Raw genomic sequence first — 14144 nt, forward strand, 5'->3', positions numbered from 1 at the left:
GCCGCCGCAACGCAGAGCACAGCTATGCCCACCGCTGAGCAGCACGGCTTCCGGCCGCACACCGACGGCCCCATCGTGCCCGTCCAGACGCGATCCGAGCGATTCCGCTCCGTGAACGTCGACGACTTCGCGCAGGTCACCGGCCGCGAGCACGAGTGGAAGCTCTCGCCCGTCGCCACGTTCGCCGACCTCACCGGTGGCGAACTCGACGGTTCGCGACTCGAGATCGAGACCTCGGATGCCGCGGGCGTCGAGGTCTCCTGGATCGGCCGCGGCGACGCCCGCATCGGCCGCGCCGGCATCCCTGAGGAGCGGGCCGCCGCCAACGCGTGGAGCTCGTTCGACGAGGCGCTGCTCATCGCCGTCAGCGGGGAAGACGAGAAGGTCGTCGCGGTCACCCGCTCCGGCCTCGGCGCCACGCCGCGCGCAGCGCACACGATCATCGAGGCGGCGCCGAACAGCCGCGGCCTCGTCGTGCTGCGCGGCATCGGCGACGCCCGGCTCTCGGAGAACGTCGAGATCATCGTCGGCGAAGGCGCGTTGCTCACCGTCGTCGCGCTCCAGGAGTGGAACGACGACGCGGTGCACCTCGCGAGCCATTTCGCCCGCCTCGACCGCGACGCTTTCCTCAAGCACATCGTCGTCTCGCTCGGCGGCAAGGTCGTGCGAGTGAACCCGTCGACCCACCTCGCCGAGCAGGGTTCCGACATCGAGGCGCTCGGCCTGTACTTCGCCGACGCCGGCCAGCACCTCGAGCAGCAGGTGTTCGTGCACCATGACGCCCCGCACACGCGCAGCCGCGTCACCTACAAGGGTGCGCTCCAAGGCCAGGGCGCCCGCACGGTGTGGATCGGCGACGTGCTCATCGGCAACGCGGCGGTCGGCACCGACAGTTACGAGCAGAACCGCAACCTCGTGCTCACCGACGGCACGCGTGCCGACTCCGTGCCGAACCTCGAGATCGAGACCGGCGACATCGCCGGCGCGGGGCACGCGAGTGCGACCGGTCGATTCGACGACGAGCAGTTGTTCTACCTGATGGCGCGCGGCATCCGCGAAGACGAAGCGCGACGCCTCGTGGTGCGCGGCTTCCTCCTGGAGATCGTGCAGAAGATCGGCTCACCCGACCTCGAGGAGCGGCTGACTGCCGCGATCGAGGCTGAGCTCCTGGGGAGCTGACGTGGCATTCGTTCGCGTCTGCAGCATCGATGAGCTGGCCGTCGACCAGGCGGCCCGCTTCGTCATCGACGGCGTCCCCATCGCGGTCGTGAAGGACTCGGCCGGCGACATCTTCGCGATCGGCGACACCTGCACGCACGGCGACATCTCGCTGGCCGAGGGGTTCGTCGAAGACGACACCCTCGAGTGCTGGGCGCACGGCTCCAAGTTCTCGCTCCGCACGGGCAAGCCGCTCACCCTGCCCGCCTACGAGCCGGTGCCGGTCTTCCGCGTCGAGCTCGTCGACGGCGGCGTCCACATCGATCCCGCGGTCACCCTGACCGTCTGACACAGCCTCCGGCCCGAGCGGCCGGCTACCGAAAGAGACCACACACGAACATGTCCGTTCTCGAGATCAAGAACCTGCACGTCAACGTCGAGACCGACCAGGGCACCCGCGAGATCCTCCGCGGCGTCGACCTGGTGATCAACGAGGGCGAGATCCACGCCGTCATGGGGCCGAACGGCTCCGGCAAGTCCACCCTCGCGTACACGATCGCCGGGCACCCGAAGTACCACGTCGTCCAGGGCGAGATCCTCCTCGACGGCGAGAACGTGCTCGCGATGTCGGTCGACGCTCGCGCGCGTGCCGGCCTCTTCCTCGCGATGCAGTACCCCGTCGAGATCCCGGGCGTGACGATCACGAACTTCCTCCGCACCGCGAAGACCGCGATCGACGGCGAAGCGCCGGCGATCCGCGGTTGGGTGAAAGACGTGCGCGAGTCGATGTCGGCCCTCAAGATGGACTCGGCCTTCGCCGAGCGCAACGTCAACGAGGGCTTCTCGGGCGGCGAGAAGAAGCGCAACGAGATCCTCCAGCTCGAGCTCCTGAAGCCGAAGTTCGCGGTGCTCGACGAGACCGACTCGGGCCTCGACGTCGATGCGCTGAAGATCGTTTCCGAGGGCGTCAACCGCGCGAAGGCCAACACCGGCCTCGGCATCCTCCTCATCACGCACTACACGCGCATCCTTCGGTACATCACGCCCGACTTCGTGCACGTGTTCGTCGCCGGCCGCATCGCCGAGCAGGGCGGCCCCGAACTCGCCGACCGTCTCGAAGACGAGGGCTACGACCGCTACCTCGAGCCCGCGGCGAAGTAGACTGCCGACATGGTCACCTCACTCGCACCTGAGCGCTTCGACCAGGTCACCGAGGCGCTGAAAGACGTCATGGATCCTGAGCTCGGCGTGAACATCGTCGATCTCGGACTCATCTACGACCTCGGCTGGGATGAGGAGAACGACGCCCTCATCATCCACATGACGCTCACGAGCGCCGGATGCCCCCTCACCGACGTTATCGAAGAGCAGACCGCCGAGGCGCTCGACGGCACCGTCGACGCGTTCCGCATCAACTGGGTCTGGATGCCGCCGTGGGGTCCTGAGCGCATCACCGACGACGGACGCGACATGATGCGCGCCCTCGGCTTCGCGATCTGATCAACCCGCCAGTCCCCGGCGTCTGAGCAGCGGCTCGATCGCGGCATCCTGCCCGCGGAACTCCCGGTACGCCTCGAGCGGGTCCTTGCTCCCGCCGATCGCGAGCAGGTGGCGCCGGAACCGTTCGCCGTTCTCTCGCGTGGCTCCGCCGCGCTGCTCGAACCACTCGACCGCGTCGGCGCCCGGCACCTCGCTCCAGATGTAGGAGTAGTAGCCGGCGTCGTAACCGCCCGCGAAGACGTGCGCGAAGTACGTGCTCGCGTACCGCGGCGGCACGAGCGCGTCGTCGAGCCCGGCCGCGTGGAGTGCCGAGTGCTCGAACGCCGCGACATCCGTGACGATGTCGTCGGCAGTCAGCCGATGCCAGGCCTGGTCGAGCATCGCCGCAGCGAGGTACTCCGTCGTGGAGAAGCCCTCGTTGAAGCCGCGCGACTCGAGGAGCCGGTCGACGAGCTCCTGCGGCATCCGCTCGCCCGTCTGGTGATGCACGGCGTAGTTGCCGAGGACCTCGGGGTGCAGCATCCACATCTCGTTCACCTGGCTCGGGAACTCGACGAAGTCGCGGTACACGTTCGTGCCCGCCTGCGACGGGTAGGTCACGCGCGCGAAGAGTCCGTGGAGGGCATGGCCGAACTCGTGGAAGAGGGTCTCGGTCTCATCGAACGTGAGCAGCGTCGGCTCGCCCGCAGCGGGCTTCGACACGTTGAGGTTGTTGACGACGACGGGCATCGTGCCGGCGAGCTCCGACTGCTCGACGAGGGAGCTCATCCAGGCCCCGCCGCGCTTCGAATCGCGCGTGTACGGGTCGATCAGGTAGAGGCCGACGGGCGAGCCGTCGTCTTCGGACACCTCGAAGATCCGGGTGTCGGAGTGGTACCCGACGAGGTCGGCGCGCTCGCTGAACTGGATCCCGTAGAGCAGCGTCGCCGCGTGGAACACCCCGTCACGCAGCACGCGCTCGAACTCGAAGTACGGGCGCATCGCCTGCAGATCGACGGCGTACCGCTCGGCGCGGACCTGCTCGGTCAGGAAGGCCCAATCGGATGCTGCGACGGGCCGTTGCCCGAGCCGCTCCGCCCGCGTTGCAAGATCCGCCGCCTCGCGGCGGGCGTTGTCGGCGGCGATCGGCGCGAGGCGTTCGAGCAGCGCCGCGACCGCTTCGGGCGTGCCGGCCGTCTCGTCGGCGGTGACCGCCGCCGCATGGTTCGGGAAGCCGAGGAGTCGGGCCCGCTCGGCGCGGAGGCGCACGAGCTCGAGGAGCGTCGCCCGTGTGTCATGCTCGCCTCCGCGGCATCCGCGAGCCTGCGAGGCCGCGAGGAGCCGGTCGCGCACCTCGGGCGACGTCAGGTTCGCGAGCGCCGGCTGGCTCGTCGGCAGCACGAGCGTGAGCAGCCAGCCGTCGAGGCCGCGGGCGGTCGCGGCTTCGCGCGCGGCGGACCTGGTGCCGGAATCGAGGCCCGCGAGCTCGGACTCGTCGGTGAGGTGGAGCGCGAGTTCGTTCGTGTCAGCGAGCAGGTGCTGCTGGAAGGCGGTCGTGAGCGTCGAAATGCGCTCGTTCAGCGCGGTGAGTCGTTCGCGCTCGGCGGCGTCGAGGGCGGCGCCCGCGAGGGTCGCCTCGCGGTGGTAGCGCTCGAGCAGGTATGCCGACTCGGCGTCGAGATCGAGGTGCCCTGCAGCTGCGCGGAGGGTGTCGATGCGGGCGTAGAGCCGCGGATCGAGACGGATCGCATCGCGGTGCGCCGAGAGCAATGGCGCGAACTCCGCCTCGATGGCGTCGATCGCTTCGTCTGAGTTCGCCGAGCTCGCATTCTCGAAGACGGGGAGCACTCGCCGCAGCAGTCGGCCCGATCGCTCGAGCTCGACGATGGTGTTCGAGAACGATGCGGGTTCGGAGCCGGCCGCGATCGCCTCGACCTCCTCGCGCTGCTCGCGCATGCCGATCGTGATCGCCTCGCGATAGTGCTCGGGCCCGATGAGGGCGAACTGCGGAAGCAGGTACGGGAGCGGACTCGGTTCGAGGAGCGGGTTCGTCTGGTCGCCCATGCGTCCACCATAGTTCGTGTCGCACGGCTCGCCCGGGAGCATAGGGTCGAGGTATGCACGAAGACGCCAGCACCGGTGAGACCGCACCCCGAGACGCATACACCCATGGTCATCACGAGAGCGTTCTTCGCATCCACTCCTGGCGCACCGTGGAGAACTCGGCCGCGTACCTCGTGCCCCACCTCAGGGAGGGTCTCCAGATCCTCGACGTCGGCAGCGGGCCGGGCACGATCTCGATCGACCTCGCCCGTCGCGTGCGGCCCGGCAGGGTCATCGGCGTCGACGCGTCGGAGGAGATCGTCGCGAAAGCCAACGGCCTCGCTGAGAGCGAAGACGTGCGCAATGTCGAGTTCCGGGCCGGCGACGCCTACGCGCTCGACTTCGGGGACGACACGTTCGACGTCGTGCATGCACACCAGGTGCTGCAGCATCTCGCACGACCGGTCGACGCGCTGCGCGAATTCCGGCGCGTACTGAAGCCGGGCGGCATCGTCGCCGTTCGCGACGTCGACTACGGCGGCATCATCTGGAGCCCCCCATCAGCGGGCCTCACCCGGTGGCTGTCGCTCTACCACGACGTGCACGACTGGAACGGCGGCGACCCCCACGCCGGTCGCCATCTGAAGCGCTGGGCGCGGGAGGCGGGGTTCTCCGACCTCGAGGCGGGCGGCACCACCTGGGTCTTCTCGTCAGCGCTCGAGCGCGAGTGGTGGGGCGGCGCGTGGGCCGAACGGTCGACCGAGTCGCAGTTCGCGGCGCACGCGATCGAGTCGGGTCACTCGAATCCCGAGGAGCTTCGCCAGATCGCCCGGGCATGGCGCGACTGGGCGGCCGACGACGACGGATGGTTCCTCATGCCGCACGGCGAGCTCATCGGTCGAGCCTGACGAGCGCGGGCTACCAGTCCTCGTCGGCGTCGTGGGCGTCGACGATGGTGTCGCGCACGACGGTGCCGTCGTCGAGTTCGGCGATCGGCCTCCCCTCGAGCCAGGTGAGGGTCCAGTGACGGTCGGCGCCGTCGCCCGGGTGCGAATCCTCCGCGGCCGCGATGCGATCTCGGAGCTCCGCCGGAACGGATGCCGGAGGCTCGTCGCCGAACGCCCATCGCGTGCCGAGTCGCATCACGCGTCCATCTCGTAGGTCACCCAGCTGGTGCGCCGGGCGAGCACGTCGTAGAGCCGCTGCGCCTCGGCGTTGTCGGCCGCCGTGGTCCAGGTCACGCCACCCGTGCCGAGCTCGGCGGCGCGAGCGTGCACGAACTCGATGAGCGCACGCCCGATGCCGGCGCCGCGGTGCTCCTCATCGACATAGAGGTCATCGAGGTGGATGCCACGGGTCGCACGCAGGGTGTCGGGAACGGCGCGGAACTGCGCGAGGCCCACCGGTCTCCCCTCCTCGTCGACTGCGAGCGCGGCGTCGAGCGGGTTGGCCTCGTCGCGAATCCAGGTCCACACGATGAGCGCCTTGGCGTCATCGAGTTCGGTCTCGTAGAAGTTGCAGTAGGCCTCGAAGAGCGGCAGCCAGCCGAAGAAGTCCTCATCACCGGCCATCCGGATCTCGTGCGTCATGGCTCCTCCTATTCCGACGAGGTCTCGAAGACGACGTCGCGGACATGGAACTCGTCGGCCTCGACGAAGTCGAGCTCGGCGATCCGCCCCACCGCGCGCAGGTCGGGTGCCGCTGCTTCGAGCAGGGTGATCGCAGCGGAGGGCGCAGCGATCGCGGCGCTCACGACCGGCGTCTTCTGGGATGCCTTGGCATCGGTCTTCGCGCGACGGATGCCCGTGAGCGCGAGGCTCGCGAGCTCGAGGAGTTCGATCCCGGCTTCGCCGCGCGCGGCGAGCTCGTTTTCGGTCGGCCAGGGAGCCGTGTGCACCGAGGTCGTGTTCGACCAACGCCAGGCCTCCTCGGTCGCGAACGGGATGACCGGGGCGAAGAGCCGGAGCAGCACGCTGAGCGCGGTCTTCAGTGCCGCGACCGCCGAGGCCTGCTCGGGGCTCGGCTCGCCATAGGCGCGTTCCTTCACGAGTTCGAGGTAGTCGTCGCAGAACATCCAGAAGAACGTCTCGGCGGTCTCGAGCGCGCGAGCGTGGTCGTAGCCGTCGAGTGCCCGAGTCGCACTGTCGACGACCTCGCCGAGCGCGGCGAGCATGCTGCGGTCGATCGGCACGGTGACCGGGGCATCCGCCGACCCTTCGAAGCCCAGGATGAACTTCGCCGCGTTCAGCACCTTGATGGACAGTCGCCGGCCGATCTTCACCTGCGTCGGGTTCTGCGGGTCGAACGCGGCATCGGTGCCGAGGCGCGAGGATGCCGCCCAGTAGCGCACCGCGTCGGAGCCGTGCTGCTCGAGCAGACCCGCCGGAGTGACGACGTTGCCCTTGGACTTCGACATCTTCTTGCGGTCGGGGTCGACGATGAATCCCGAGATCGCCGCGTTGGACCACGGCGCCACGCCGTGCTCGAGCTCGGCGCGAAGCGTCGTCGAGAACAGCCACGTGCGGATGATGTCCTGGCCCTGCGGGCGCAGCGAGTAGGGGAAGACGAGTTCGAAGAGCTCGGGGTCGCGCTCCCAGCCGCCCGCGAGCTGCGGCGTGAGCGACGAGGTCGCCCACGTGTCGAGGATGTCGTGCTCGCCGACGAACCCGCCGGGAACGCCGCGCTGCGCCTCGTCGAAGCCGGGAGCCGCCGTCGACGACGGATCGACGGGCAGCATCTCGCGGGTCGCGACGATCGGCTCGTCGAAGCGCGGCTCGCCGGCATCGTCGAGCGCGTACCAGACGGGGATCGGGACCCCGAAGAAGCGCTGGCGGGAAACGAGCCAGTCGCCGGAGAGGCCGCCGACCCAGTTCTCGTAGCGCACGCGCATGAAGTCGGGACGCCAGTCGATCTCGCGCCCGTGGGTGAGCAGGCGTGATCGGAGCTCTTCGTCACGCGCGCCGTTGCGCAGGTACCACTGGCGCGTCGAGACGATCTCGAGCGGCCGGTCGCCCTTCTCGTAGAACTTGACCGGGTGGGTGATCGCCTTCGGCTCGCCGATGAGGTCGCCCGAGGCGCGGAGGCGCTCGACGACTGCCTGGCGAGCGGAGAAGGCGGTCTTGCCCGCCAGTTCGGCGAAGGCGGCGCGGCCCGCCTCCGACGTGATCGCGGCAGGGGTGTCGGTGATGATGCGGCCGTCGAAGCCGACGATCGCGCGGTTCGGCAGGTCGAGCTCACGCCACCAGACCACGTCGGTGATGTCGCCGAACGTGCAGATCATGGCGATGCCGGTGCCCTTGTCCTTCTGGGCGAGGTGGTGCGCCACGATCGGCACCTCGACGCCGAAGACCGGCGTCGTGACGGTGGTGCCGAAGAGCTCCTGATACCGCTCGTCGTCGGGGTGCGCCACGAGTGCCACGCAGGCCGGGATGAGCTCGGGGCGGCTCGTCTCGATCTCGATGCCATCGCCGTCGGCTCGCCCGAAGGTCACCCGGTGGTAGTGCCCGGGCTGCTCGCGGTCCTCGAGCTCGGCCTGGGCGACGGCGGTGCGGAAGGTGACGTCCCAGAGGGTCGGGGCGAGCGCCTGGTAGGCCTCGCCGCGCTCGACGTTGCGCACGAAGGCGAGCTGCGACGCGAAGATCGACTCGTCGCCGATCGTGCGGTAGGTCTGCGTCCAGTCGACCGAGAGGCCGAGCATGCGCCAGAGGGCCTCGAACTGCTGCTCGTCTTCGACGGTGAGGCGCTCGCACAGCTCGATGAAGTTGCGCCGGCTGATCGGCACCTGATCGGCTGCCCTGCTGCTCTTGCCGTCGCCGCCCTCGAACGGCGGCACGAAGCCCGCGACGTAGGGAAGGGTGGGGTCGCACCGCACGCCGTAGTAGTTCTGCACGCGTCGCTCGGTGGGCAGGCCGTTGTCGTCCCAGCCCATCGGGTAGAACACGCTCCGGCCCCGCATGCGCTGGAACCGCGCGATGACATCGGTGTGCGTGTACGAGAAGACGTGGCCGATGTGCAGCGAACCCGAGGCCGTGGGCGGGGGAGTGTCGATGGAGTAGATCTGCCCGCGAGTTGCCGATTCGCGGTCGAAGCGGTAGATGCCCTCGCGCTCCCATGCGTCTCCCCAGACCGATTCGAGGCCCTCGAGAGCGGGCTTGTCGGGAATGCGCGGGGTGTCGGTCATGATGCTCCGGTTCGATATCGGCGGCACCGTGTCTGTGGTGAGGTGCCTGATTGTGACGATCCAGCCTAGCGGAGACCGTCGCACGCGCCGTTGGCGCGATCTGGGACCCTTGGCAGCTCTTCGGCCGTCAGTGCACGAGCCGCGGTGAATCGGCGACGAGTTGCGCGGTGTACGAGTGCACCGGATGCCCGAACACCTGCTCCGCGGCGCCGGTCTCCACGATCCTGCCGCCCTGCATCACCGCGACCCGGTCGGCCATGTGCTGCACGACGCCGAGGTCGTGCGAGATGAAGAGGCACGCGAGCCCGCGCGAGCGCTGGAGCTCGTCGAGCAGGTCGAGGATCTGCGCCTGGATCGTCACGTCGAGAGCCGAGACGGGCTCGTCGCAGATCAGGACGTCGGGCGACGCGGCGAGCGCGCGAGCGATGGCGACGCGCTGGCGCTGCCCTCCCGACAGGGTGAGCGGACGCCGGTTGGCAACGGATGCCGCGAGTCCGACCTGCTCGAGCAGTGCCGCCACGCCCGGGGCGGGAGCGCCGCGCTCGACGCTGGACATCGCATCCGCGAGGATCCGGCCGACGTTCCAGCGCGGGTCGAATGAGCTCAGCGCGTCCTGGTAGATGGCGCCGATCCGCTGGCGCATCGGACGCCGCTCCGCCTCGCGGAGCCGCGACCACTCGATGCCGTCGAGCACGACGTCGCCCGAATCGGGCTTCGTGAGCGCAAGCGCGAGTCGCGCGACGGTGGTCTTGCCCGAGCCCGACTCGCCGACGAGTCCGAGCGTCTCGCCGCGGTGGACGCTCAGCGACACGTCATCGACGGCGGTGAAGCGCCCGCCCGCGACCTCGAACGCCTTGGTGACGTGGTCGAGTTCCAGCAGCGGGCGGTCGTTCCCGAGGTCGGGCCATGCCGGCGCGGTCGCATGCGGAACGGAAGCGGCCACCCCGGGCGGCCGGTCGATGACGCTGAGCGGCACGCCGCGCGGCCTGCCGCTTGGGACCGCGGCGATGAGCGCGCGGGTGTACGCGGTGCGGGGCGCCCCGAGCACCTCGGCCGCCGTGCCCTCCTCGATGACCGTTCCGTCGCGCAGTACGAGGATCCGGTCGGCGAGCTCCTGGACGACCGCGAGATCGTGGCTGATGAGCAGCAGGCCGGTGCCGTTCGCCGTGAATCGGGCGAGGAGCGCGAGGATCCGCGCCTGCACGCTCACGTCGAGCGCGGTCGTCGGCTCGTCGGCGATGAGCAGGGGCGGGTCGAGAGCGATGGCGGCGGCGATGAGCGCGCGCTGGCGGAGTCCGCCCGACAGCTCGCCCGACCGCTGGCGCGCGGCGAGGTCCGGGTCGGGCATGCCGACGTGGTGGAGGAGTTCGAGCACCCGTGCGCGGCGGGCGGCCGGCGGCATCCGCTCGTGGAGCCGCAGCGGGTCCTCGATCTCGCGACCGACGGGACGGAGCGGATCGAGTGACACGAGGGCGTCCTGCAGGATGAGGCCGACGTCGCGTGCTCGCACCCGCTGCCACTCCCGCTCGCCGGCCGAACCGAGTTCTCGCCCCCGCACCCGCAGCCGCCCGCTCGACGTGCGAGCGTTCGAGCCGGCCAGCCCCAGGAGCGCACGCGCGGTGACGCTCTTGCCCGAGCCCGACTCGCCGACGATCGCGACGCATTCGCCGGGACTGATTCGCAGCGAGACGCCACGCACGACGTCGGTACCGCCGAACGCGACCCGAAGGTCGGCGACGTCGAGCACGGGGGAGTCGGGATCGATGGTCACGAGTGCATCCTGCCCCGCCGGGCGAGCGCTCGCCCGAGCACGGTCGTGGCGATCGTTGTGCCCACGATCATCAGGCCCGGGAACACGGTCATCCACCAGGCACCGGCAAGGTAGGTGCGGCCGGCGGCGAGCATCGCGCCCCACTCGGCGGCGGGCGGCTGCGCACCGAGTCCGAGATAGCTGAGTGCGGACGCCCACACGATCGCCTGGCCGATGCCGAGCGTGGCGAGCACGAAGATCGGCACGAGCGCGTTCGGCACGATGTGCCGGGTCAGGATGCGGGCGGGGGAGTGCCCGAGCACCCGCGCGGACTCGACGAATTGTGCCGAGCGGATCGAGACGAGCTGGCCCCGGATGATGCGGGCATAGCCGGGTGCGGTCGACAGCCCGACAGCGATGGTCGCGGTGACCGGGCCCGGCCCGTAGATCACGATCACGAGGAGCGCGAGCAGCAGGCCGGGGAACGCGAACAGCACCTCGACGAGCCGGCTGACGCTGAAGTCGAGCGCGCGCCCTCCGAAGCTCGCGAGCACGCCGAGGGCGAGTCCGAGCGCGAGGCCGATTCCCGTCGCCGTCACGCCGATGAGCAGTGACGTGCCGGTGCCGGCGACGACTCGGCTGTACACGTCGCGCCCCGATTCGTCGGTGCCGAACCAGTGCTCGAGCGAGGGCAGGCGGAATGCCTCGGCCGCCGCGATCTGGTTGGGGTCCTGGGTGGCGACGAGCCCGGGGAAGCACGTCGCGGCGGCGAGGAACAGCACGAACGCGGCGGCGAGCAGCGTGCCGATGCGCGGCAGCCGATCGCGTCGTCGGGTCGGAGGATGCTCGGCGGATGCCTCGACCGTCGTCTGGCGCAGTTCGAGCTCGCTCATCGATTCGCCTCCTGCCGCAGCCTCGGGTCGGCGATGCGCGACGAGACATCCGTGAGCACGGTCATCAGCACGTAGACAAGCGAGATGAGCAGCACGACGCCCGTGACGACCGGGATGTCGCGGAGGGTGACGGCTTGCAGCAGAGTACGGCCGAGTCCGGGCATCGCGAAGATGGTCTCGACGACGACGGCGCCGGAGAGCAGCCATCCGAGGGCCCAGCCCGAGAGGCTGATGCCCGGTAGCGCCGCGTGCCGGACGGTGTGCCGGAGCCGCACGCCGGTCGTACTCTCGCCGCGCGCCTGGGCGGAGACGACGAAGGGCTGCTGCATCGCGTCGAGGAGGCTCTCGCGCATCACCTGGGCGAGGAACCCGGCGAGCGGCACCGCGAGCGTGACCACGGGGAGCACGAGGCCTGCCGCCGTGCCGGTCGCGACCGGAGGCAGCCAGCCGAGGCCTGAGCTGAAGATCGCGATGAGCACCGCGGCGAGCCAGAAGTGCGGCAGCGCTGCGGCCGTCAGCTCGATGCCCTCCCCGACGGCCGTCGCGATGCGTCCGCGTCCGGTCGACCAGAGCGAGAGGCCGAGCGCGAGGATCCACGCGAGCACGAGGGAGAGGAGCGCGAGGAGCAACGTGCCGCCGAGCTGGGCGCCGAGGAGGTCGGCAACCGGCACCTTGAGGGCGTACGACGTGCCGAGGTCTCCGGTGAGCAGCCGGCCGAGCATCGCGAGGTACTGCACGATGAGCGGCTGGTCGAGGCCGTAGTCGCGGCGCACCTGGTCGAGCGCCTCCTGAGAGGCCTGCGAGCCGGGACCCCCGAGGATCGCTTGAGCCGGGTCGCCGGGGATCAGCCGGATCGCGAAGAAGGTGAGGGTCGCCACCGCCCACATGACGAAGACGGCGCCGGCGACGAGGAGGCCGGCGTGGCGGATCGTGCGACCTCGCCGCTGCCCCCGGGGGTCAGCCGGCGAGCCACGCGTCATAGAAGCTCGGCGTCGAGACGGTGGAGATGGCGCGTGCGCCCTGCACTTTCGTGCTCAGCAGGAAGCTGTTCTGCTGGTCGTAGAGCGGCAGGAGGTAGTACCCGCCCAGGATGATCTGTTGCGCCTGCTCGTAGAGCTCGGCGCGTGCGTCGGGGTCGCTCGTGGCGGCCGCCTCGGTGAGCAGCGCGTCGACGGCAGGATCGTTCAGCTGGGAGAGGTTCGCGAAGTACCCGCTCGGGGCCGGGGTGATGCTGTCGGAGTGGTAGACGATGCGCAGCACATCGGGTCCGACCTTGGTGTACGGGGCGCTCACGATCTCATACTCGTGTGCGAACAGGGCGCCGTACCACCCCGAGAGGTCGAGGAGCTCGATGACGACCTCGAAACCGGCGTCCTTCGCGGTGGCCTGCACCTGCTCGAACAGCGACTGTTCCGCGGGGATCGACTGGTTCGTGCTCACGGGGAAGCGGAGCGTCAGCCGGGCGCCGTCCCTCACGCGATAGCCCTCCGCGTCGCGCTCGGTCCAGCCGGCTTCGTCGAGGAGTTCGTTCGCCCGATCGAGATCGGTCTCGAACAGCGACTCGTCGGAGTAGGCGAGCGCCTCCACCGAGGAGAGCGCGGAGTAGGACCGCTCAGCGGTGCCGAAGAAGAGCGCCTCGATGCCGTCGTTGACGTCGACGGCGCGGACGAACGCCTCACGCACGCGCTCGTCGTCGAACGGGGCCTGGCCGGAATTCAATTCGATGCGGTTCGAGGCGCCGGGCCGGGGCGCGTCGATCCACTTGAACGCGTCGCCCTGCTCGGCGGCGGCGATCGTGTCGGGCTGCGGGTTGTCGATGACGTCGACCTGGCCGCCCTGCAGTGCTGCGTAGCGCGAGGCGGAGTCGGGCACGAACCGCCACTCGATGCCCTCGAGGTAGGCGGGGCCGTCGTGCTCGGCGTCGGCGGGCGGTGACGAGTAGTCGTCGTTGCGCACGAGTGAGATGTGGTCTTGCTTCACCCACTCGTCGACGATGAACGGGCCGGTGCCGACGGGCGCCTGGCAGTTCTCCTCCATGCCGCGCGCGATGCCGGCGGGGGACTGGATGGCGGTCCACGGCTGGCTCAGGGACTCGAGGAGCGCGCTGTCGGGCGTGCTCAGCACGAACCGCGCCTCGAGGTCGTCCACGACCTCGACCTGCTCGACCTTGCCGAGAGCAAGGTAGCCGGTCGACGACTGGGTCGCGGGGTCCTGCAGGTGCTCGACGTTCACCTTGACCGCCTCGGCGTCGAACGGCGTGCCGTCGGTGAACGTCACGTCATCGCGGAGCGTGAAGTCCCAGACGAGGCCGTCGGAGGAGACCTCCCACGAGTCGGCGAGCCACGGGATGATCTCGCCCGAGGCGTCACGCGAGACGAGCGACTCGAGGAATTGGCCGGCGATGAGCGCTTGCGGGTAGTTGCCGCCCACATGCGGGTCGAGGCACGTGGGCTCGGCGTCGCCGCTCGCGTAGGTGAGGGTGCCGCCCGAGACCGGGTCGCCGGATGCCTCGGGCTCGGCGGCCTGGCAGCCGGCGAGCGCGATCATCGACACGAGGCCGATGGCGAGGATGCCGAATCGGCGGTTCTGGCGGGTGGTCACGGGAGCAGCACGCATCGAGGTCCTAGCAGGAGGGAGAGAT

The 14144-nt window shown here is 69.9% G+C and carries 13 protein-coding genes; 5 read left to right on the forward strand and 8 right to left on the reverse strand.

Annotation, left to right across the window (positions count from 1 at the left end):
• Positions 1-24 precede the first annotated feature (24 nt).
• Genes sufD through J7E25_RS12715 form a run of 4 tightly spaced genes read left to right on the forward strand, consistent with a single transcriptional unit; the run spans position 25 to position 2658 of the window.
• Positions 25-1179, forward strand: coding sequence for a Fe-S cluster assembly protein SufD (sufD, locus tag J7E25_RS12700; protein WP_214870482.1), 1155 nt, complete (start codon positions 25-27; stop codon positions 1177-1179).
• Position 1180: 1 nt separating this feature from the next.
• Positions 1181-1507 carry a non-heme iron oxygenase ferredoxin subunit gene (locus J7E25_RS12705; protein ID WP_214870483.1) on the forward strand — a complete coding sequence of 109 codons (327 nt, stop codon included), beginning with the start codon at positions 1181-1183 and terminating at the stop codon, positions 1505-1507.
• 50 nt (positions 1508-1557) lie between these two features.
• Positions 1558-2319, forward strand: a complete 762-nt coding sequence (gene sufC / locus J7E25_RS12710; RefSeq protein ID WP_214870484.1) for a Fe-S cluster assembly ATPase SufC — start codon at positions 1558-1560, stop codon at positions 2317-2319.
• A 9-nt stretch (positions 2320-2328) separates the two neighbouring features.
• Positions 2329-2658, forward strand: a complete 330-nt coding sequence (locus J7E25_RS12715; protein ID WP_129521182.1) for a metal-sulfur cluster assembly factor — start codon at positions 2329-2331, stop codon at positions 2656-2658.
• On the opposite strand, the gene J7E25_RS12720 is transcribed toward J7E25_RS12715, so the two are convergent.
• Entirely contained in the window at positions 2659-4701 is a 2043-nt protein-coding gene (locus J7E25_RS12720; RefSeq protein ID WP_214870485.1) for a M3 family metallopeptidase, read from the reverse strand. It lies immediately after the preceding gene.
• Positions 4702-4754: 53 nt separating this feature from the next.
• Here J7E25_RS12720 and J7E25_RS12725 point away from each other — a divergent pair, with 53 nt between their 5' ends.
• Positions 4755-5588 carry a methyltransferase domain-containing protein gene (locus J7E25_RS12725; RefSeq protein WP_214870486.1) on the forward strand — a complete coding sequence of 278 codons (834 nt, stop codon included), beginning with the start codon at positions 4755-4757 and terminating at the stop codon, positions 5586-5588.
• A 10-nt stretch (positions 5589-5598) separates the two neighbouring features.
• Here the strand turns inward: J7E25_RS12725 and J7E25_RS12730 are convergent, their stop codons facing one another.
• The 7 genes from J7E25_RS12730 to J7E25_RS12760 all read right to left on the reverse strand — a co-directional run bounded on the left by J7E25_RS12730 (position 5599) and on the right by J7E25_RS12760 (position 14119).
• A complete protein-coding gene (locus J7E25_RS12730) occupies positions 5599-5823 on the reverse strand; it encodes a hypothetical protein (RefSeq protein WP_214870627.1) in 225 nt (74 codons plus the stop codon).
• Complete coding sequence (locus tag J7E25_RS12735; RefSeq protein ID WP_214870487.1) at positions 5823-6269, reverse strand: GNAT family N-acetyltransferase; 447 nt, start codon at positions 6267-6269, stop codon at positions 5823-5825. Before J7E25_RS12735 ends, J7E25_RS12730 begins: the two co-directional genes overlap by 1 nt.
• Before the next feature lie 8 nt (positions 6270-6277).
• Complete coding sequence (gene valS, locus J7E25_RS12740; RefSeq protein ID WP_214870488.1) at positions 6278-8860, reverse strand: valine--tRNA ligase; 2583 nt, start codon at positions 8858-8860, stop codon at positions 6278-6280.
• A 127-nt stretch (positions 8861-8987) separates the two neighbouring features.
• On the reverse strand, positions 8988-10631 hold the full coding sequence (locus J7E25_RS12745) for an ABC transporter ATP-binding protein (RefSeq protein ID WP_308164548.1): 1644 nt from the start codon (positions 10629-10631) through the stop codon (positions 8988-8990).
• Entirely contained in the window at positions 10628-11503 is an 876-nt protein-coding gene (locus J7E25_RS12750; RefSeq protein ID WP_214870489.1) for an ABC transporter permease, read from the reverse strand. Before J7E25_RS12750 ends, J7E25_RS12745 begins: the two co-directional genes overlap by 4 nt.
• Positions 11500-12483: an ABC transporter permease gene (locus J7E25_RS12755; protein ID WP_214870490.1), complete on the reverse strand. Its 984-nt coding sequence runs from the start codon at positions 12481-12483 to the stop codon at positions 11500-11502. Before J7E25_RS12755 ends, J7E25_RS12750 begins: the two co-directional genes overlap by 4 nt.
• Positions 12461-14119, reverse strand: coding sequence for an ABC transporter substrate-binding protein (locus tag J7E25_RS12760; protein ID WP_214870491.1), 1659 nt, complete (start codon positions 14117-14119; stop codon positions 12461-12463). The genes J7E25_RS12755 and J7E25_RS12760 overlap by 23 nt, the downstream gene beginning before the upstream one ends.
• Positions 14120-14144: the final 25 nt, after the last annotated feature.

Source organism: Agromyces sp. ISL-38, from assembly GCF_018613935.1.
GTDB lineage: Bacteria > Actinomycetota > Actinomycetes > Actinomycetales > Microbacteriaceae > Agromyces.

Bases quoted from the DNA above. Each gene is read 5' to 3' on its own strand.
- J7E25_RS12760 (WP_214870491.1), bottom strand. From the start codon at position 14,119: ATGCGTGCTGCTCCCGTGACCACCCGCCAGAACCGCCGATTCGGCATC.
- J7E25_RS12750 (WP_214870489.1), bottom strand. From the start codon at position 11,503: ATGAGCGAGCTCGAACTGCGCCAGACGACGGTCGAGGCATCCGCCGAG.
- J7E25_RS12755 (WP_214870490.1), bottom strand. From the start codon at position 12,483: ATGACGCGTGGCTCGCCGGCTGACCCCCGGGGGCAGCGGCGAGGTCGC.
- J7E25_RS12720 (WP_214870485.1), bottom strand. From the start codon at position 4,701: ATGGGCGACCAGACGAACCCGCTCCTCGAACCGAGTCCGCTCCCGTAC.
- J7E25_RS12735 (WP_214870487.1), bottom strand. From the start codon at position 6,269: ATGACGCACGAGATCCGGATGGCCGGTGATGAGGACTTCTTCGGCTGG.
- sufC (WP_214870484.1), top strand. From the start codon at position 1,558: ATGTCCGTTCTCGAGATCAAGAACCTGCACGTCAACGTCGAGACCGAC.
- valS (WP_214870488.1), bottom strand. From the start codon at position 8,860: ATGACCGACACCCCGCGCATTCCCGACAAGCCCGCTCTCGAGGGCCTC.
- J7E25_RS12715 (WP_129521182.1), top strand. From the start codon at position 2,329: ATGGTCACCTCACTCGCACCTGAGCGCTTCGACCAGGTCACCGAGGCG.
- J7E25_RS12730 (WP_214870627.1), bottom strand. From the start codon at position 5,823: ATGCGACTCGGCACGCGATGGGCGTTCGGCGACGAGCCTCCGGCATCC.
- J7E25_RS12725 (WP_214870486.1), top strand. From the start codon at position 4,755: ATGCACGAAGACGCCAGCACCGGTGAGACCGCACCCCGAGACGCATAC.
- sufD (WP_214870482.1), top strand. From the start codon at position 25: ATGCCCACCGCTGAGCAGCACGGCTTCCGGCCGCACACCGACGGCCCC.